The sequence below is a fragment of the Micromonospora sp. NPDC023814 genome (assembly GCF_040639595.1).
GTDB lineage: Bacteria > Actinomycetota > Actinomycetes > Mycobacteriales > Micromonosporaceae > Micromonospora.
In genome coordinates, this window is sequence record NZ_JBFAAF010000007.1 from 103,704 (window position 1) to 121,872 (window position 18,169).

At 73.1% G+C, this 18,169-nt stretch carries 17 protein-coding genes; 11 read left to right on the forward strand and 6 right to left on the reverse strand.

The window, feature by feature from the left end; translation table 11 throughout:
- The first annotated feature begins 15 nt into the window (after positions 1–15).
- Together cysD and cysN are read left to right on the forward strand one after the other, a co-directional pair.
- The gene (cysD, locus tag AB0G14_RS05830) at positions 16–927 is read left to right on the forward strand and encodes a sulfate adenylyltransferase subunit CysD (protein ID WP_357694153.1); all 912 of its coding nucleotides are present in this window, start codon (positions 16–18) and stop codon (positions 925–927) included.
- Positions 927–2,231 (forward strand): sulfate adenylyltransferase subunit CysN, encoded by a 1,305-nt coding sequence (gene cysN, locus AB0G14_RS05835; protein ID WP_357694155.1) that lies wholly within the window; start codon positions 927–929, stop codon positions 2,229–2,231. Before cysD ends, cysN begins: the two co-directional genes overlap by 1 nt.
- A 3-nt stretch (positions 2,232–2,234) precedes the next feature.
- Here cysN and AB0G14_RS05840 read toward each other — a convergent pair whose 3' ends face one another.
- The 3 genes from AB0G14_RS05840 to galE all read right to left on the reverse strand — a co-directional run bounded on the left by AB0G14_RS05840 (position 2,235) and on the right by galE (position 5,727).
- Positions 2,235–3,470 carry a tetratricopeptide repeat protein gene (locus tag AB0G14_RS05840; protein WP_357694157.1) on the reverse strand — a complete coding sequence of 412 codons (1,236 nt, stop codon included), beginning with the start codon at positions 3,468–3,470 and terminating at the stop codon, positions 2,235–2,237.
- 77 nt (positions 3,471–3,547) lie between these two features.
- On the reverse strand, positions 3,548–4,708 hold the full coding sequence (galK, locus tag AB0G14_RS05845) for a galactokinase (RefSeq protein ID WP_357694159.1): 1,161 nt from the start codon (positions 4,706–4,708) through the stop codon (positions 3,548–3,550).
- Entirely contained in the window at positions 4,705–5,727 is a 1,023-nt protein-coding gene (gene galE, locus AB0G14_RS05850) for a UDP-glucose 4-epimerase GalE (protein WP_357694161.1), read from the reverse strand. Before galE ends, galK begins: the two co-directional genes overlap by 4 nt.
- A 134-nt stretch (positions 5,728–5,861) precedes the next feature.
- Here galE and AB0G14_RS05855 point away from each other — a divergent pair, with 134 nt between their 5' ends.
- The 6 genes from AB0G14_RS05855 to AB0G14_RS05880 all read left to right on the forward strand — a co-directional run bounded on the left by AB0G14_RS05855 (position 5,862) and on the right by AB0G14_RS05880 (position 10,494).
- Positions 5,862–6,872, forward strand: coding sequence for a hemolysin family protein (locus tag AB0G14_RS05855; protein WP_357694163.1), 1,011 nt, complete (start codon positions 5,862–5,864; stop codon positions 6,870–6,872).
- Between the two features lie 33 nt (positions 6,873–6,905).
- On the forward strand, positions 6,906–7,931 hold the full coding sequence (gene trpS, locus AB0G14_RS05860; protein ID WP_350712060.1) for a tryptophan--tRNA ligase: 1,026 nt from the start codon (positions 6,906–6,908) through the stop codon (positions 7,929–7,931).
- Positions 7,932–7,977: 46 nt separating this feature from the next.
- Entirely contained in the window at positions 7,978–8,535 is a 558-nt protein-coding gene (locus AB0G14_RS05865; protein ID WP_357694248.1) for a 2'-5' RNA ligase family protein, read from the forward strand.
- 112 nt (positions 8,536–8,647) lie between these two features.
- Positions 8,648–9,571 (forward strand): YhjD/YihY/BrkB family envelope integrity protein, encoded by a 924-nt coding sequence (locus AB0G14_RS05870; protein WP_357694165.1) that lies wholly within the window; start codon positions 8,648–8,650, stop codon positions 9,569–9,571.
- Between the two features lie 14 nt (positions 9,572–9,585).
- A complete protein-coding gene (locus tag AB0G14_RS05875) occupies positions 9,586–9,960 on the forward strand; it encodes a GntR family transcriptional regulator (protein ID WP_357694167.1) in 375 nt (124 codons plus the stop codon).
- Between the two features lie 90 nt (positions 9,961–10,050).
- Positions 10,051–10,494 (forward strand): hypothetical protein, encoded by a 444-nt coding sequence (locus tag AB0G14_RS05880; RefSeq protein WP_357694169.1) that lies wholly within the window; start codon positions 10,051–10,053, stop codon positions 10,492–10,494.
- Positions 10,495–10,608: 114 nt separating this feature from the next.
- On the opposite strand, the gene AB0G14_RS05885 is transcribed toward AB0G14_RS05880, so the two are convergent.
- The 3 genes from AB0G14_RS05885 to AB0G14_RS05895 all read right to left on the reverse strand — a co-directional run bounded on the left by AB0G14_RS05885 (position 10,609) and on the right by AB0G14_RS05895 (position 14,085).
- The gene (locus AB0G14_RS05885; protein ID WP_350679256.1) at positions 10,609–10,980 is read right to left on the reverse strand and encodes a VOC family protein; all 372 of its coding nucleotides are present in this window, start codon (positions 10,978–10,980) and stop codon (positions 10,609–10,611) included.
- A gap of 179 nt (positions 10,981–11,159) precedes the next feature.
- Complete coding sequence (locus AB0G14_RS05890) at positions 11,160–12,794, reverse strand: glycoside hydrolase family 13 protein (RefSeq protein ID WP_357694171.1); 1,635 nt, start codon at positions 12,792–12,794, stop codon at positions 11,160–11,162.
- 199 nt (positions 12,795–12,993) lie between these two features.
- A complete protein-coding gene (locus AB0G14_RS05895) occupies positions 12,994–14,085 on the reverse strand; it encodes a LacI family DNA-binding transcriptional regulator (protein ID WP_357694173.1) in 1,092 nt (363 codons plus the stop codon).
- Positions 14,086–14,286: 201 nt separating this feature from the next.
- Between AB0G14_RS05895 and AB0G14_RS05900 the strand changes: the two genes are divergently transcribed.
- From AB0G14_RS05900 to AB0G14_RS05910, 3 genes are all read left to right on the forward strand, one after another.
- Positions 14,287–15,540 (forward strand): maltose ABC transporter substrate-binding protein, encoded by a 1,254-nt coding sequence (locus AB0G14_RS05900; RefSeq protein WP_357694175.1) that lies wholly within the window; start codon positions 14,287–14,289, stop codon positions 15,538–15,540.
- Complete coding sequence (locus tag AB0G14_RS05905) at positions 15,540–17,180, forward strand: ABC transporter permease subunit (protein ID WP_357694177.1); 1,641 nt, start codon at positions 15,540–15,542, stop codon at positions 17,178–17,180. Before AB0G14_RS05900 ends, AB0G14_RS05905 begins: the two co-directional genes overlap by 1 nt.
- 113 nt (positions 17,181–17,293) lie before the next feature.
- Positions 17,294–18,103, forward strand: coding sequence for a sugar ABC transporter permease (locus AB0G14_RS05910; protein ID WP_357694250.1), 810 nt, complete (start codon positions 17,294–17,296; stop codon positions 18,101–18,103).
- Positions 18,104–18,169: the final 66 nt, after the last annotated feature.

Here is an 18,169-nt window from a genome sequence, read left to right on the forward strand (position 1 = left end):
AAGCGAGCCCGTGTCATGACCGCCCCCGCCGCCTACCAGGTGTCCCACCTGGACGCGCTGGAGGCCGAGAGCATCTTCGTGATGCGCGAGGTGGTCGCCGAGATGGAGCGGCCGGTGCTGCTCTTCTCCGGCGGCAAGGACTCGATCGTCATGCTCCGGCTGGCCCAGAAGGCCTTCGCCCCGGCCAACATCCCGTTCCCGGTGATGCACGTGGACACCGGCCACAACTTCCCGGAGGTCCTGGAATACCGGGACCAGCGGGTCGCGGAGCTGGGGCTGCAACTGGTGGTGGCGAGCGTGCCGGAGGCCCTGGCCAGCGGCCTGGTCCGCGAGTCGGCCGACGGGATGCGCAACCGGATCCAGACCCCGGTGCTGCTGGAGGCGGTGGAGAAGCACCGCTTCGACGCACTCTTCGGCGGCGCCCGCCGCGACGAGGAGAAGGCCCGCGCCAAGGAGCGGGTGTTCAGCTTCCGCGACGAGTTCGGCCAGTGGGACCCGAAGAACCAGCGTCCCGAGCTGTGGGCGCTCTACAACGGCCGCCACCACCCGGGCGAGTCGATCCGGGTCTTCCCGCTGTCCAACTGGACCGAGCTGGACGTGTGGCACTACATCGCCCGCGAGCGGATCGCCCTGCCGTCGATCTACTACGCGCACGAGCGCGAGGTGATCGAGCGGGACGGGATGCTCTACGCGGTCAACGAGTTCTTCCGCCCCCGGGCGGGCGAGGAGCGGTTCAAGGCGCGGGTGCGCTACCGGACGGTGGGCGACGCGTCCTGCACCGCGGCCGTCCGTTCCGACGCCGACACGGTGGAGAAGGTCATCGAGGAGGTTGCCGCCACCCGGATCACCGAGCGCGGCGCGACCCGCGGCGACGACCGGGTCAGCGAGGCCGCCATGGAGGACCGCAAGCGGGAGGGTTACTTCTGATGACCACCGAGACCGTCGCACCGGCGACCTCCGAGACGGCCGGTCGCCCCATGGACCTGCTGCGCTTCGCGACCGCCGGCAGCGTGGACGACGGCAAGTCGACCCTGATCGGGCGGCTGCTCTACGACACCAAGTCGCTCTTCACCGACCAGCTCGCCGCCGTGGAGGCGGTCAGCGCGGCGCGTGGCGACGAGTACACCAACCTGGCGCTGCTCACCGACGGACTGCGGGCCGAGCGGGAGCAGGGCATCACCATCGACGTGGCGTACCGCTACTTCGCCACGCCCCGGCGGAAGTTCATCATCGCCGACACCCCCGGGCACATCCAGTACACCCGCAACATGGTCACCGGGGCGTCGACGGCCGACCTGGCGCTGATCCTGGTGGACGCCCGCAAGGGCCTGGTCGAGCAGTCCCGCCGGCACGCGTTCCTCTGCTCGCTGCTGCGGGTGCCGCACCTGGTCCTCTGCGTCAACAAGATGGACCTGGTCGACTACTCGCAGGAGGTCTTCGAGCGGATCGCGGACGAGTTCACGGCGTTCGCCGCGAAGCTCGACGCCCCCGACCTGACCGTGGTGCCGATCTCCGCGCTCAAGGGCGACAACATCGTCAGCCGGTCGGAGAACATGCCCTGGTACGAGGGGCCGTCGCTGCTGCACCACCTGGAGCGGGTGCACATCGCCAGCGACCGGAACCTGGTCGACGTCCGGTTCCCCGTGCAGTACGTGATCCGGCCGCAGTCCACCACCGTGACCGACTACCGGGGCTACGCCGGTCAGGTCGCCTCCGGTGTGCTGAAGCCGGGTGACGAGGTGATGGTGCTGCCTTCCGGCTTCACCAGCCGGATCTCCGCGGTGGAGACCGCCGACGGGCCGGTCGCGGAGGCGTTCCCGCCGATGTCGGTGACCGTACGCCTCGAAGACGAGATCGACATCTCGCGGGGTGACATGATCTGCCGGCCGAACAACGCCCCGGCGGTGGCCCAGGACATCGAGGCGATGGTCTGCTGGATGGACGAGACCCGCCCGCTCCAGGTCGGCGGCAAGTACGCCGTCAAGCACACGACCCGCTCGGCGCGGGCCATCGTGCGCGGCCTGCACTACCGGCTGGACATCAACTCGCTGCACCGGGACGACTCGGCCGGCGAGCTGAGGCTCAACGAGATCGGCCGGGTAAGGCTGCGCACCACCGTGCCGCTGCTCGCGGACGAGTACCGCCGCAACCGCACCACCGGCGGGTTCGTCATCATCGACGAGACCACCAACCGTACGGTCGGCGCGGGGATGATCGTCGAGGCGCAGTGAGCCTCATCGACGGGCGGGCGCCGACGCCCGCCCGTCGTCCGCCGCGCTGACCACGCCGGCCGCCGCGCTGACCACGCCGGCCGCCGGGCTGACCACGCCGGCCGCCGGGCTGGCCGTGCCGACGGCCGTGGCCCGCGCGGTCGCGCGGGCCATGAGGCGCGTCCAGATCCGGTAGCCGATCCAGCGGACCACCGGGACGGCGCGGCGCGTGAGCTGCCGCCAGGCGCGGAAGGCGAAGACAGCGCCGGCCGGCATCAGCAGCAGCGCGGCCACCCCGCCGGCAGGCGTGTCCCTTCCCGGGGCGAGGCCGCTGACCACCAGCCCGCCGAGTGCCGTCGCGGTGAGCGCCAGGCAGAGCACGACGGACGTCGAGCCGAGCTGGCGGCGCAGCTGGAGGCGGACCGCCGGCGGCTGCCGCCGCCACACCGGCAGGGCCGACCCGGCGACGACCGCCAGGAGCGCCAGGGCGGCGGCGAGCCGCCCGGGCCGCCCGCCGTCGACCAGCGCGAACAGCGCCCAGTGGCCGATGCCGGCCAGCGCCGCCGCGTCGAACAGACGCCAGCACAGGGCCACCGCGACCGCCTCGTGCGCTGCGGCGGCCCCCCGCGCGTGCGGGTTGGCGGCCAGGGCGTCGGTGAACCCCCGGGCGGCCCGGCCGACCCGGTCCCGCGACGCGTCCATCCGCGCCAGCAGGGCCAGCGCCGGCTCGTACGCCGGGTCCAGGACGAGGGCCTGCCGGCATGCCTCCCGGGCCGCCCGGAGCCGACCCATCCGCAGGTGGATCCGGGCGTCCAGCAGGTGGACGTCGGGGATGTCGTGGCGGATCTCCCGCGCGGTGTCGGCGTGCCGGCGGGCGACCACGACGCGGGTGGGGTTGCCGAGGGTCAGCAGTGCCTCCGCGAACAGCGCGTGGGCCTCCCAGGACCGCGGTGCCAACTCCAGGGCGCGTCGGGCGGCGGCCGCCGCGTGGCCGGGGTGCCCGGCCGCCAGCAGGATCCGGGCCTTCTCCGCGAGCAGGTGCTCCTGGGCGCGGGCGACGCCGAGGGCCTGGTCCACCAGGCGCATGGCCTCCGCCAGCTGGCCCGTCGACCGGTGACAGCGGGCCAGGTGGAGCAGCAACCCGGCGTGCTGGGGTTGCTCGGCCAGCGCGCCGCGCAGCACCTGCGCCGCCTCGGCGTGCCGTCCGACGCGGCTCAGCGCCTGGGCGCGCTCCTGCGCGACCGTTCCGGCATCGCTCACGTCGCCTCCCGTCCCGGCACGATCCGGTCGACGCCACACCCTACCGACCGTCCTGACCGGATGATCGACCCGCGCGGTCAGTCCAGCCGGGTCGCTCCCGCCCCGGGCAGGACGGTGACGTGCCCGGGCGCGGCGAAGCCGCGTTCGGCGTACGCGGCCGTGACGGCGGCGGCGACCGCGTCGGCGCGTTCCGCGTCGACCAGGGCGAGGACGCAGCCGCCGAAGCCGCCGCCGGTCATCCGTGCCCCCAGGGCACCGGCCGACAGGGCCGCCTCGACCGCCGTGTCGACCTCCGGCACCGTGATCTCGAAGTCGTCGCGCATCGAGGCATGCGAGGCGGTCAGCAGCGGGCCGATCTCGCGTACCTTGCCGGCGCGCAGCAGGGCGACGGTGTCGAGCACCCGCTGGTCCTCGGTCACCACGTGCCGCACCCGGCGGCGGGTCTCGGCGTCGTCGAGCCGGGCCAGCGCGTCGGCCAGCCCGTCGGTGGGGACGTCCCGCAGCGCCGCGACGCCGAGCAGCCCGGCCGCCGCCTCGCAGGACCTGCGGCGGGCGGCGTACTCGCCGTCGGCGTGCCGGTGCGGGGCCCGGCCGTCGACCACCAGCACCGCCAGGCCGGCCGCGTCCAGGTCGAACGGGACGTGCTCGACGGACTCGTCGCGGCAGTCCAGGAAGAGCGCGTGCCCGGCGCGGCAGCGGATCACCGCCGACTGGTCCATGATCCCGGTCGGCGCGCCGACGTAGCCGTTCTCGGCGCGCTGGGCCAGCCGGGGCTGCCGGTCGGCGGGCAGGTCCAGCCCACCCAGGTCGACCAGGGCGGCCAGCACGGCGGCCTCCAGCGCCGCCGAGGAGGAGAGCCCCGAGCCCAGTGGCACGTCGGAGGCGATCGCCAGCCGGGCGCCCGGCACGGCGTGCCCCGCCTCCCGCAGCGCCCAGACCACTCCGGCCACGTACGCGCCCCAGCCGGTGACCCGGCCCGGCTCGGCGACCTCGTCGGCGTCGAAGGCGATCGTCTCGCCGGACAGCTCGGACCAGACCGTCCAGCGCTCGCCGGGCTGCGGCGCGGCGGCGGCCACCGTGCGCAGCGGCAGGGCGAAGGGCAGCACGAAGCCGTCGTTGTAGTCGGTGTGCTCGCCGATCAGGTTGGCCCGGCCGGGAGCCGCCCAGCGGCCGGCGGGCGGCTCGGCGTACGCCGAACGGAAGCCGGCGGCGGCACGCGCCGCGACGTCGTCGGTCACCGAGGCGCCACGAGGTGCGTGCGGTAGAAGGCCCAGGCGTCGCCCACCATGTCGTGCAGGGTCGACTTCTGCGGCACCCAGCCCAGCTCCTCGCGGGCCCGCGCGGACGATGCGACCAGCTCGGCGGGGTCGCCCTCGCGGCGCGGGGCCACCTCGACGGGCACCGGGTGCCCGGTGACCTCGCGGACCACGTCGACGACCTGGCGGTTGGTGAAGCCGTTGCCGTTGCCCAGGTTGTAGATCCGGTGCTGGCCGGCGGTCGCCGCGTCGAGCGCGAGCAGGTGGGCGCGGGCCAGGTCGGCGACGTGGATGTAGTCGCGCACGCAGGTGCCGTCGACGGTGGGGTAGTCGTCGCCGAAGAGCTGGAGCTTCTCCCGGCGCCCGGCGGCCACCTCCAGCGCGATCGGGATCAGGTGGGTCTCCGGGTCGTGCCGCTCGCCGAGCGCGACGTCGCCGTCGAGGTGCGCGCCGGCCACGTTGAAGTAGCGCAGCGACACCGCGGCCAGGCCGTGCGCGACCGCCTCGGAGGTGAGCGCCATGTCGACGGCGAGCTTGGTGGCCCCGTAGGTGTTGGTGGGGGCCTTGACCGCGGTCTCCGGGATCGGCAGCTCGGTGGGGTTGCCGTAGACGGCGGCGGTGGAGGAGAAGACCAGCCGGGGCACGCGGGCGGCCCGGACGGCGTCGATCAGGGCGAGCGAGCCGACGGTGTTGGTGTGCCAGTAGAGCTCCGGCTTCACCATCGACTCGCCGGCGGCGATGAGGGCGGCGAAGTGCAGCACCCCGTCGAAGCCCGCCTCCGGGGTGAGCACCCGGGCGGCGTCGTGGAGGCCGGCGTCGACGTGGGTGGCGTCGGGGGCGAGCGCCTCCCGGTGGCCGGTGCGCAGGTCGTCGAGGACGACCACCTGGTGGCCGGCGTCGAGCAGCATCCGGGTCACCACGCTGCCGATGAAGCCGGCGCCACCGGTGACGAGCAGTTTCACGTCGGTCTCCTCCCGCCCGGCCGCCCGCGTCGCGGCCATGTCGTGATCACCCTACGGCCGGTCGCCGTGCTTCCGCGCTCCGTCAACGCCCGTCATTCCACCACGAACTCCCATGTTCGAACAGAGGCGAACATGGCGCACTCGGCGGCCCGGCGCTGTCTACCATCACTGTCATGCGGGAAGCGGGTGGTCCCGGGCCGCGTCGACGTGCCCGGACGCGACCGCGCCGCGAGCCGGGCCCGCTGGCCCGGGCCGTCGCCCGGATCGTGGTCCGCGCCGCCGACGGCGCCACCCGCGCGGTGACGGCCCTGCTCGGCGCCAGCCCCGCGGCCGGTCGGGAGCGGATCAGCGAGGCGGAGCTGCGCGACCTGGTCGCCGCCAACACCCTGCTCGACCCGGTCGAGCGCCGGATCATCGACGAGGTGCTGGTCGCCGGCGCGAGCCTGGTCCGCGAGGTGATGATGCCCCGCACCGAGGTGGTCTTCCTCTCCGCCCGGCTGACCATCGCCGAGGCGGAGCGGCTGGTTCGGGCCGAGACGCACACCCGCTACCCGGTCGTCGACGGCACCCACGACGACGTGGTCGGCTTCGTGCACCTGCGCGACGTGCTGCTGCGCCCCGACCTCGACCCCTGCACCACCGTCGGCGAGCTGACCCGGGAGGTGAAGCGGCTGCCCGGCAGCAAGCGGGTGCTCGCCGCACTCAGCGAGATGCGCCGGGAGCGCCACCACCTCGCCGTGGTGGTCGACGAGTACGGCGGCACCGCCGGCATCGTCACCCTGGAGGACCTGATCGAGGAGCTGATCGGGGAGATCCACGACGAGTACGACAGCGCCCCCGACCCGGTGCACGCCGGCCTGCCCGCCGTGGTGGACGGCCGCCTCAACCTCGCCGACTTCGCCGAGCGCACCGGGGTGACCCTGCCCCCGGGGCCGTACGAGACGGTGGGCGGCTTCGTGATGGCGGCGCTCGGCCGGCTCCCGGTCGCCGGCGACGAGGTGCCGGTGGCCGGCGGCCCGGCCGGCGCCGACGACCCGCCCGGCGGATGGCTGCTGCGGGTACACACGCTGGAGGGTCGCCGCGTGGCCCGGCTCACCGTCTCCGCCGTGCGCGTGCCGGAACCCCGGCGCGAGGTCACCGCTCCGGCGCCGGTGGGTCCGAGCCGACCCGCCGGCCCGTCATGACGTACGCCGGGCGTTGCTGACAGAATTGCCGGCATGTCCGACGTTCCCGCCCGCCCCCGCGTCTTCTCCGGCATCCAGCCGACGGCCGACTCGTTCCACCTCGGCAACTACCTGGGCGCGGTGCGGCACTGGGTGGCCCTGCAGGACACCCACGACGCGTACTACTGCGTGGTCGACCTGCACGCGATCACCGCCGGCCACGACCCGAAGGTGCTCACGCAGCGCTCCCGGCTGGCCGCCGCGCAGCTGTTCGCCGTGGGCCTCGACCCGGAGCGCAGCACGCTGTTCGTGCAGTCGCAGGTGCCCGAGCACCCGATGCTCGCCTGGGTCCTGGGCTGCATCACCGGGTTCGGCGAAGCGAGCCGGATGACCCAGTTCAAGGACAAGTCGCAGAAGCAGGGCGGCGAGCGGGCCAGCGTCGGCCTCTTCACCTACCCGATCCTCCAGGCCGCCGACATCCTGCTCTACCAGGCCCACGCCGTGCCGGTGGGCGAGGACCAGCGCCAGCACCTGGAGCTCTCCCGCGACCTGGCCCAGCGGTTCAACTCGCTGTTCGGGCAGACCTTCACCGTGCCCGCGCCGCACATCGTCAAGGACACCGCGAAGATCACCGACCTGCAGGACCCGACGGCGAAGATGTCGAAGTCGTCGTCCTCGCCCGCCGGCATCATCGACCTGCTGGAGGACCCGGCCCGCTCGGCCAAGAAGATCCGCTCGGCGGTCACCGACACCGGCCGGGAGATCGTCTTCGACGCCGAGACCAAGCCGGGCGTCTCCAACCTGCTCACCATCTACTCCGCCCTGACCGGGCGGAGCATCGACGACCTGGTGGCCGCGTACGCCGGCAAGGGCTACGGCGACCTGAAGAAGGACCTCGCCGAGGTGGTGCGGGAGTTCGTCACGCCGATCCAGGAACGCACCCGGACCTACCTCGACGACCCGGCGCAGCTGGACAAGCTGCTCGCCGCCGGCGCGGAGAAGGCCCGCGTGGTCGCCGCGGCGACGCTGCGGGCCGCGTACGAGCGGGTGGGCTTCTTCCCGCCGGTGCGCGGCGAGTAGCGCCGCGACGCGACGGGTGAGGGTGGACAGGTCGGTGGCCGGAGGGATGGCGCGGAGCGTGGATCGCAGGGACGGGGCGCCGGACGCCGGTGACACCATCCAGATCGGCATCGCGGTCGACATCCCGGAGCCGTGGGGCGGCACGCTCACCCGACGCCGGGTCGAGGCCGGCGACCCCCAGGTCGTGCCCGCGCACGTGACCCTGCTCGGGCCGACCGAGATCCCGGTGGCGGCGCTGCCGGCGGTGGAGCGGCACCTCACCGCGGTCGCCGCCGCCCACCTGCCGTTCACGCTGCACCTGCGGGGCACCGGCACGTTCCGGCCGGTGACCCAGGTGGTCTTCGTGGCGGTGGCCGCCGGGATCAGCGAGTGCGAGCTGCTCGCCGCCGCGATCAGCGCCGCCCCGGAGCTGCGCCGCGAGGCGCGCTTCCCGTACCACCCGCACGTCACCGTCGCGCAGGACGTCGCGCCGGAGGCGCTGGACAAGGCGTACGAGGACCTGGCCGACTTCTCCGCGATGTTCGAGGTGGAGGCGTTCACCCTCTTCTCGCACAGCGGGCAGACCCGGTGGCAGCCGCGCCGGGACTTCCGGCTGGGCGGCTGACCCCGCCCGCCGGTGGGCCGGGGCGACGACGCCGACCGGGCGACGCGCCGGGCCGGCGAGGGCCGGCGGCCGGTTGCCCCCGTGACGGCGATGGATCGGCGAGGATGACGGCGTGAACGTGTGGGGCCGCATCGAGGCGGGCATCGACCGCCGGATCAGCGCCGCGCGCCGCCGGTCCGGTGCCGTCGACCACCTGTGGCGGGCCGGCGTGCTCTACAACGACGTGCTGGGCGGGCGGCTGGCCGCAGCGATCGCCTACTACGGGTTCTTCGCGGTGTTCGCGCTCGCGCTGGTCGCGTACTCGGTCTTCGGGGCCATCCTGGAGGACAACGACGAGGTCAGCGCCGCCGCCGCCGACTTCCTGCGGGAGAACCTGCCGTTCCTCGACCCGGTGCAGATCGCCGACAGCAGCGGCACGGTCGGGGTGGTCGGCCTGATCATCCTGGCCCTGACCGGCATCGGCTGGGTGGAGGCCATCCGCTCCTCGCAGCGGCTCATGTACGGGCTCAACCAGCAGCCCGGCAACCTGGTGGTACGCCGCCTGGTCGACCTGGGCGTGCTGCTCGTCGTCTTCGTGCTGCTCGGCGTCTCGGTGGCGGCGGTGGACGCGCTGGAGTCGCTGCTGCGCTTCCTGCTGCGCAGCACCGGCTCGGTCGGCCTGACCACGGTCAGCGCGGTGCTCAGCGTGCTGGTCAACGCGGTGCTGGCCACCCTGCTGCTGGTGGCGGTGCCGAGGCTGCGGATGAGCCGCGCTCGGCTGCGCCCCGTGGTGCTGCTCGTCGCGGTCGGCATCACGCTGCTGAACACCGTCGGGCGCTACTACGTCGTGCGCACCGAGCGCAATCCGGCGTACACGGTGGTGGCGGGCGCGGTGGGGCTGCTGCTCTACCTCTACCTGCTCAACCAGCTGGTGCTCTTCGGCGCGGCGCTCGCCGCGACGAGCCGGCGCGGCCGGGTGGTGGACCTGGCGGAGGGCCCGCCGCCGGCCGACCTCGACGCGGACACGGATCCCGGCGCCCCCGGCGGGGCCGGATGAACGGGGGAGCGGGCGTGCGGATCTCGGTCGACCCGGGCTCGGCGGTGCCGCCGTACGAGCAGGTGCGCGGGCAGCTCGCGGAGCTGATCGGGACGGGCCGGCTGGCGGTCGGCACCCGGCTGCCGACGGTGCGGCAGTTCGCGGCGGACCTCGGGCTGGCGGCCAACACGGTGGCCCGGGCCTACCGGGAGCTGGAGGCGGCCGGCCTGCTGGAGACCCGGGGCCGGCACGGCACCTTCGTCGCGCCCGGCCGCGACGACGCGCTGGACCGGTTGCAGCGCGTGGCGGCCGACTACGCCGCCGAGGCGGCCCGTTTGGGCGTGCCGCCGCCGGCGGCGCTCGCCCTGGTCCGCGCGGCTCTCGACGCTGCCCACCCAGCTCCGCGTTGACCAAGAAGTTTGCGCCTCCAGAACCCCGCTTTCGGGCCCAAACTTCTTGATCACCGGAGCTGGAGGGGGCGGACGGACGATGATGGGCGCGTGGGCGCACTCGTGACACTGGACCTGCCGGAAGACTCCCCGATGCTCGGCCTGCCGTGGATCATCACCTTCGGCCCGCTCAGCGACGCCGACGAGTGGGAGCCGGTGGTCTGCGGCCCGTACGAGCGGCCGCACGCCCTCGCGTTGGCCGAGGCGGTGGTCGCCGAGGAGCAGCTGATGGCGGTGGTCGAGCCGCTGCTGCCGGCGGTGTCGGCGGAGGAGGTCCGGGGCGAGATCGCCGCCGCGCAGGTCGCCGCCGAGAACGAGGCGGCGCGGATCGAGGAGGCCGACCTCTACGGCGACTTCGAGGACACCATCGACGAGGAGCTGGAGGCGGCGGCCGCGGAGAACCACCGCACCGAGCCGCTCGCCCCGCCCACCGAGGCGGAGCTGCGGGCCGGCTTCGCCCGCATCGCCGCGAAGCTCACCGGCGGCGCCGCCTGAGCCGATCGGAGCGCGGACGGCCACGCGGCGGCGCGGACGGGGCTCGCGGGGGCGACGAGACCGCGGGGCGCGGACGGGGCTTGCGGGGGCGACGAGACCGCGGGGCGCGGGTGGTCAGGGGCGGTGCGGCGGCCGGTGCAGCACGCAGAACTCGTTGCCTTCCGGGTCGGCCAGCACCTCGAAGCCCTCGTCGCCGCGCTGTCCCACGTCGGCGCGCCGGGCGCCGAGCCCGATCAGCCGGCGCACCTCGTCGGCCGGGTCGCCGTCGGCGACGAGGTCCAGGTGCAGCCGGTTCTTGCCGGGTTTCGGGGTGCCGGAGCCCTGGAGCCAGACCGTCGGCGCACCGGCCCGGCCGTCCGGCGGCCAGAGCTTCGCGCTGCCGTCACCGCCCGCGTGGACCGTGTAGCCGAGGGCGGCCGACCAGAAGTCGGCCATCAGGTCGAGATCGACGACGTCGAGGGTGTACTGCGTGACACGAACCACCATGGGCCCGTCGTACCCGGGTGGGTCGGGGGCGACACCCGTCCGAGGTGGACGCCGGCGCCCCGGGAGCGGACTCCACGAGGCGCCGGCGCCACCTCACCCCCCACCACAAGGGGTCAGTGGCCCAGCCGCCCGTCGGCGCGGGGCACAACGGACGACCAGGTCGATGACGGGTTACCCGCTCAGCGCCGTTCGAACCAGGCAGCCGCGTCGACCGGGAGCAGGTGACCCGTGCCCTGGCCGGTGAGCGCCTCGCTGGCGGCGATCGGCTCGCCGTACCCGTCGATCAGGGCCGGGGCACCGCTGATGTTGACCACGCAGGTCAGCACGGTGTCGCCGGCGGCGCGGCTGAAGGCGAGCACGCCCGACCCGGTCTCCAGCCAGGTGACCCCGCCCGCGTCGGCGGCCAGCGCCGGGTGCGCGTGGCGGATCCGCAGGGCGGTGCGGTAGAGCTCCAGCGTCGAGCCGGGCACGCCGGCCTGGGCGGCGACCGAGAGGGCGCGCCAGGTCGCCGGGGCCGGCAGCCAGCTCAGCTCGCTGCCCTCCGGCCCGAAGCCGTACGGGGCCAGCTCGCCGCTCCACGGGATCGGCACCCGGCAGCCGTCCCGGCTCTCGCCGGTGCGCAGGAACGCCGGGTCCTGGCGTAGCTCGTCCGGCAGGTCGAGCACCTCCGGCAGGCCCAGCTCCTCGCCCTGGTAGATGTAGGCGCAGCCGGGCAGGGCGAGCATCAGCAGGGTGGCGGCCCGCGCCCGGCGCAGCCCCTCGGCGCCGTCGCCGTAGCGGGTGACGTGCCGCTGCTTGTCGTGGTTCGAGAGCACCCAGGTGGTCGGCGCGCCGACGATGGTCGACTCGGCGAGCGCGGTGTCGATCACCTTGCGGAACGATTCGGCCGACCAGGTGGCGTCGAGGAAGTCGAAGCTGAACGCCTGGTGCAGCTCGTCCGGGCCGATGTAGCGGGCCAGCCGCTGCGGGGTCTCGGCCCACGCCTCGGCGACGGCCATCCGGCCGCCGGGGTAGCTGTCCAGGATCGGCCGCCAGGCGCGGTAGATCTCGTGCACCTCGTCCTGGTCGAAGTAGGGGAGCCGGCCCTTGCCGAGCAGCTCCACCTGGCGCTGCCCGGTGGTCATCGTGCTGAAGCCGACGTCCGGCAGGCCCTCGGCCTTGATCATGCCGTGCGCCACGTCGATCCGGAAGCCGTCCACGCCCCGGTCCAGCCAGAAGCGCAGGATGTCCTCGAACTCGGTGCGGACCTCGGGGTGGCGCCAGTTCAGGTCCGGCTGGGCCGGGTCGAACAGGTGCAGGTACCACTGGCCGTCGTCCACCCGCGTCCAGGCGGGGCCGCCGAAGATGCTCTCCCAGTCGTTCGGGGGCAGTTCGCCGTCCGCGCCCCTGCCGTCGGCGAAGAGGTAGCGCTCGCGCTCGGCGGAGCCCGGGCCGGCGGCCAGGGCGGCCTGGAACCACGGGTGCCGGTCGGACGTGTGGTTGGGCACCAGGTCGACGATGATCCGCAGGCCGAGTGCGTGCGCGTCGGTGATCATCGCGTCGAAGTCGGCGAGGGTGCCGAACATCGGGTCGACGTCGCGGTAGTCGGCGACGTCGTAGCCGCCGTCGACCATCGGGGAGGTGTAGAAGGGGGTCAGCCAGAGCGCGTCCACGCCGAGGTCGCGCAGGTACGGCAGGCGCTCGCGGATGCCCTGCAGGTCGCCGATCCCGTCGCCGTTGGAGTCGGCGAAGCTGCGGACGTAGACCTGGTAGACGACCGCGGAACGCCACCAGTCGTCTTCGGAGGTCAGCGGCGTGGGGTTGCTGACGGTCATCGGAAGCGGTTCCCCGTTCTGTGACGCGCGGGACAGCACACCCGGCGCGGTGCGGGTGGAAGGCGCGGTCTGAGCAGGATGCCGCCCGGGTGCTGCAAGAGTCAAGCATTTCTTGCGCAAGGGATGGCCCCGGTCGCGCCGCGCGAGCGCCCACGGTCGGTCCGCCGGGTCCCGGCGGGACGGCAGCCGCGGCGGGCGGTCAGGCGGGGACGGCGAGCGCGGGCGGCGCGGGGCGCTGGCGGCCCGGGGCGCCGCCGCCGGCCGGGCGGGTGCCGTCGGCCGGGGCGACCGCGGTGGAGCCGCGCACCACCAGCTCGGGCCGGAACACGTACTCCGAGTGCGGGGCGGCGTGCCCGTTGATCTCGTCGACCAGGGCCCGGACGGCGGCGACCGCCATCGCGGCCACCGGCTGGCGCATGGTGGTCAGCGGCGGGTCCGTGAAGGCCATCAGCGGGGAGTCGTCGTAGCCGACCACCGAGAGGCCGGTCGGCACGGACAGGCCGCGCTGCCGGGCGGCCCGGATCGCGCCGAGCGCCATCAGGTCCGAGCCGCAGACGATGCCGGTGACGCCCCGGTCCAGCAGTCGCGCGGCGGCTGCCTCGCCACCCTCCACACCGAACAGGGAGAGCTCGGCCAGCTCGCCGAGGTCCGCCTCGGCCGCGCCGGTCAGCCGGCCCATCGCGGCCCGGAAGCCGGCCACCCGCCGCTGCACCGGCACGAACCGGTCCGGGCCGGTGATCAGGCCGATGCGGCGGTGCCCGAGCGCCACCAGGTGGGCCACGGCCAGTTCGGTGGCCTCGCCGTCGTCGCAGGAGACGAAGGGGGCGGAGATGCCCGGCGCGTACCCGTTGATCATGACGATGGGCAGCGGACGGGCGATCAGGGCGCGGTACCTGTCGTGGTTGGCGGCGGTGTCGGCGTGCAGGCCGGAGACGAAGACGATCCCGGAGACCTGCCGGTCCAGCAGCATCTCGACGTACTCGTCCTCGGTGACTCCGCCCGGCGTCTGCGTGCACAGCACCGGGGTGAACCCGCTCTGCGCCAGCGTCGACTCGATCACCTGGGCGAAGGCGGGGAAGATCGGATTGTCCAGTTCGGGCACCACCAGGCCCACCAGGCCGGCGCTGCGCTTGCGCAGCCGGGCGGGGCGCTCGTAGCCGAGCACGTCGAGGGCGGTCAGGACGGCCTGCCGGGTCTCGGGGGCCACGCCCGGGCGGTCGTTGAGCACCCGCGACACCGTGGCCTCGCTGACTTCGGCCTGCTGGGCGATGTCGGACAGTCGAGCGCGCATGGCCCGCACTTTAGCTCACGAGCAAGATCTTGCGTACACTCCTGCAAGCCCTTCCATTCTCTGAAACCCCTTGCTAACGTCCCCGCAACACGCGAGAGCAGCGGCGCAGCACATCGGGCGCCGGTTTGGCAAGAAATTTACAGAGGTTTCCACTGGCGGGTCGCCTTCCCCCGGCGGGCCGCCATGACGACAGGAGTACCGATGCGCATCCGTACCGCGGGTGTGGTCGCCGTCCTCGGCCTGGCGCTCGCCGCCTCCGGCTGCGGCAGCGACAGCAGCGACGAGCCGGCCGCGAAGGAATCCATCAAGGCCGCCGCCGGCGGCAAGCTGGTGATCTGGGCCGACGACAAGCGCACCGCCGCCCTCAAGCCGTTCGCCGAGAAGTTCGGCCAGGAGAACGGCGTCACGGTCGAGGTCCAGGCCGTCTCCAAGGACCTCCAGACCAACTTCGTCACCGCCTCGCAGCAGGGCAGCGGCCCGGACGTCGTGGTCGGCGCGCACGACTGGATCGGCAACCTCGTCCAGAACGGCGCCATCGACCCGGTGCAGCTCGCCGCCGAGCAGAAGAGCGGCTTCAACGAGACCGCGGTCAAGGCCGTGACCTTCAACGGCCAGCTCTACGGCGTGCCCTACGCCATGGAGAACCTGGCGCTGATCCGCAACACCGAGCTGGCCCCCGAGGCGCCGAAGACGATCGAGGACCTGGTCGCCGCCGGCAAGAAGCTCAAGGCCGAGAAGAAGGCCAGCGAGATCCTCTGCCTCCAGTCCGGCCAGAACGGCGACGCGTACCACATCTACCCGCTCTACACCTCCGGTGGCGGGTACCTCTTCGGCACCGCCGCCAACGGCGACTACGACCCGAAGGACCTGGGCGTCGGCAAGCCGGAGTCGATCGAGGCGTTCAAGAAGATCGCCGCGCTCGGTGAGAAGGGCGAGGGCGCGCTGAAGCGGTCGATCACCCCCGAGAACGCGATCGCCACCTTCACCGGCAAGAAGTGCGCCTTCCTGGTCTCCGGCCCGTGGGCCGTCGCGGACGCCAAGAAGGCCAACATCAAGTACGACATCTCCCCGGTCCCCGGCTTCGCCGGTGGCAAGGAGGCCCAGCCGTTCGTGGGCGTCCAGGCGTTCTACGTGGCGTCGAAGGGCAAGAACAAGGCCCTGGCCCAGGAGTTCGTGGCCAACCACGTCACCACCCCCGAGCTGGCCGTGGCGCTCTACAACGCCGAGCCCCGTCCGCCGGCGCTGACCGCCGCGCTGGACCAGGTCAAGGGCACCGACCCGGACCTGGCCAAGTTCCAGGAGGCCGGCAAGAACGGTCAGGTGCTCCCGGCGATCCCCGCCATGGCCACCATCTGGGACCCGTTCGGTAAGGCCGAGGCCGCCATCATCGGCGGCGCCGACCCGACCAAGACGATCACCGCGGCCGGCAAGACCATCTCCGGCCAGATCAAGTAATGAGCACGTCGCTGTCCGGCCCGGGACCTGCCACACAGGACCCGGGCCGGGAGCCCGTCGGCTCCGGGCTCCCGCGCCCGTCCCGCACCGCGCGGCACCACGCGCCGATCACCGCGACCGGTCTGCTCGTCAAGGTGATCCTGCTCGGCCTGACCGCCGGGATCGCGATCTGGGCGGCCTTCCCGCTCGTCGAGGCGGAGAAGTGGATCGGGCTGGCAGTCCTGGCCGCCACCACCGCCGGGCTGTTCTACCTCTACCTGACCCGGCGGCACATCCCGGCGAAGTACCTGGTCCCCGGCACGCTCTTCCTGATCGCGTTCCAGGTGGTCCCGGTGCTCTACACGGCGAGCACCGCCTTCACGAACTTCGGCGACGGTCACCGCGGCACCAAGGACGAGGCCGTCGTCGCCATCCAGACCGCCTCGGTCAAGCAGGTGCCCGGCTCCACCGAGTACGCCCTGTCGATCGCCGCCAAGGGCGACCCGGCGACCGGGCCGCTCGTCTTCCTGGTCTCCGACCCGGCCACCGGCGTGGTCTCGGCCGGCGACACCGGGGGGCTGCGCCAGCTCGACGCCGGCCAGGTCACCGTCGCGCCGGGCGGCAAGGTCACCGCCGCCGAGGGCTACACCGTGCTCAACTTCGGTCAGGCCAGCGCGCGCAGCCAGGAGATCACCGACCTGGTGGTGCCGACCTCCGGGGGCGCGCTGCGCTCCGCCGGCCTGTCCCGCGCCTACGAGGGCAAGGCGGTCCGGGCGTACGACGCCGGCTGCGACTGCATCCGGGACACCGAGACCGGCCGGACCTGGACGGCGGACGAGGAGACCGGCGCCTTCGTCGCGGCCGACGGGGAGCGGCTGGCCCAGGGCTGGAAGGTCACCGTCGGGCTGGAGAACTTCTCCCGGGTGCTCACCGACCCGGCCATCTCCGGGCCGTTCTTCGGCACCCTGCTGTGGAACTTCGCCTTCGCCATCGCCTCGACCGGCGGCACGTTCCTGCTGGGCATGTTCATCGCCCTGGCGCTGCACTCGCCCCGGATGCGGGGCACCAACCTCTACCGGGTCCTGCTGATCCTGCCGTACGCCATGCCGTCCTTCGCGATGCTGCTGGTCTGGCGGGACATGTTCAACACGGACTTCGGCCTGATCAACAACCTGTTCGGGATCGGGGTGGACTGGTTCGGCCAGGAGTGGTCGGCCCGGATCGCGGTGATCCTGGTGCAGCTCTGGCTGGGCTACCCGTACATGTTCCTGGTCGCCACGGGCGCGTTGCAGGCCATCCCGAAGGAGCTGACCGAGGCGACGTCGGTCGACGGCGCATCGCCCTGGCAGTCGTTCCGGTCGGTCACCCTGCCGCTGCTGCTGGTCGCGCTCTCCCCGCTGCTGATCGCGTCGTTCGCGTACAACTTCAACAACTTCAACGCGATCTACCTGACCACCGAGGGTGGCCCCTTCCCGGCGGACAACCCGACCGCGGGGGCGACCGACCTGCTCATCACGTACACCTACCGGCTGGCCTTCGGCGCCCAGGGAGCCCAGTTCGGCCTGGCGGCCGCGGTGTCGATCTTCATCTTCACCATCGTCGCGGTGGTCTCGGCGGTGAGCTTCCGGCGCACCCGCAAGCAGGAGGAGGTGTACTCGTGACCTCGCTGCACGGCACTTCGGTCGCGGGCGGCGGCACCGGCGCCGCCCCGGCCGGCAACCGCACCGCGGGCCGGGGCCGCAACCGGTGGTTCGCCCAGGTCGGCTGGCGTCACCTGGTCGGCGTGCTGGCGGTCGCGTTCAGCCTCTTCCCGATCCTGTTCGTGCTCTCGGCCGCGCTCAACCCGCTCGGCACGCTCTCCTCGACCGAACTGGTGCCGACCGGCGCGTCCTTCGACAACTTCGTGGACCTGTTCGACCGCACGGCGTTCGGGTGGTGGTTCCTCAACTCGCTGCTGATCGCCGGGGTGGCCTCGTTCGCGTCGGTCTTCCTGTCGGCGCTGGCGGCGTACGCCTTCTCGCGGATGCGGTTCTCCGGGCGGCGCGTCGGGCTGCTGTCGCTTCTGCTGATCCAGATGTTCCCGCAGTTCCTGGCGATCGTGGCGATCTTCCTGATCTTCACCACGATCACCGACCTGTGGCCGGCGATCGGCTTCAACACGCCGTGGGGCCTGCTGCTGCTCTACCTGGGCGGCGCGCTCGGCGTGAACACCTGGCTGATGAAGGGCTTCTTCGACACGCTTCCCCGGGAGCTGGACGAGTCGGCCACGATGGACGGCGCCACGCACGCCCAGGTCTTCTTCCGGATCATGCTGCCGCTGGTGGCGCCGATCCTGGCGGTGACCGGCCTGCTCGCCTTCATCGGCACCATCAACGAGTTCCTGATGGCGAACGTCTTCCTGACCAACAGCGAGTCCAAGACCCTCGCGGTCGGCATGTTCGGTCTGGTGGCCGGGGAGCGGAACAACAACTTCGGCATCTTCGCGGCGGGCACCCTGCTCACCGCCATTCCCACGGTGCTGGTCTTCCAACTGGTCCAGCGCTACATCGTCTCCGGCCTCACCGCCGGAGCTGTCAAAGGCTGAGCCTCCTCGGCTCACCGCTGCGGCAAGGGCGTCGGCGTCCGACGTACACCGGAGCAGTCGCGGGTC

Excerpts from the sequence above, each read along its gene's own strand:
- cysD (WP_357694153.1), top strand. The coding sequence starts at position 16 with ATGACCGCCCCCGCCGCCTACCAGGTGTCCCACCTGGACGCGCTGGAG.
- cysN (WP_357694155.1), top strand. The coding sequence starts at position 927 with ATGACCACCGAGACCGTCGCACCGGCGACCTCCGAGACGGCCGGTCGC.
- galE (WP_357694161.1), bottom strand. The coding sequence starts at position 5,727 with ATGGCCGCGACGCGGGCGGCCGGGCGGGAGGAGACCGACGTGAAACTG.
- AB0G14_RS05855 (WP_357694163.1), top strand. The coding sequence starts at position 5,862 with ATGCGGGAAGCGGGTGGTCCCGGGCCGCGTCGACGTGCCCGGACGCGA.
- trpS (WP_350712060.1), top strand. The coding sequence starts at position 6,906 with ATGTCCGACGTTCCCGCCCGCCCCCGCGTCTTCTCCGGCATCCAGCCG.
- AB0G14_RS05865 (WP_357694248.1), top strand. The coding sequence starts at position 7,978 with ATGGCGCGGAGCGTGGATCGCAGGGACGGGGCGCCGGACGCCGGTGAC.
- AB0G14_RS05885 (WP_350679256.1), bottom strand. The coding sequence starts at position 10,980 with ATGGTGGTTCGTGTCACGCAGTACACCCTCGACGTCGTCGATCTCGAC.
- AB0G14_RS05890 (WP_357694171.1), bottom strand. The coding sequence starts at position 12,794 with ATGACCGTCAGCAACCCCACGCCGCTGACCTCCGAAGACGACTGGTGG.
- AB0G14_RS05895 (WP_357694173.1), bottom strand. The coding sequence starts at position 14,085 with ATGCGCGCTCGACTGTCCGACATCGCCCAGCAGGCCGAAGTCAGCGAG.
- AB0G14_RS05900 (WP_357694175.1), top strand. The coding sequence starts at position 14,287 with ATGCGCATCCGTACCGCGGGTGTGGTCGCCGTCCTCGGCCTGGCGCTC.
- AB0G14_RS05905 (WP_357694177.1), top strand. The coding sequence starts at position 15,540 with ATGAGCACGTCGCTGTCCGGCCCGGGACCTGCCACACAGGACCCGGGC.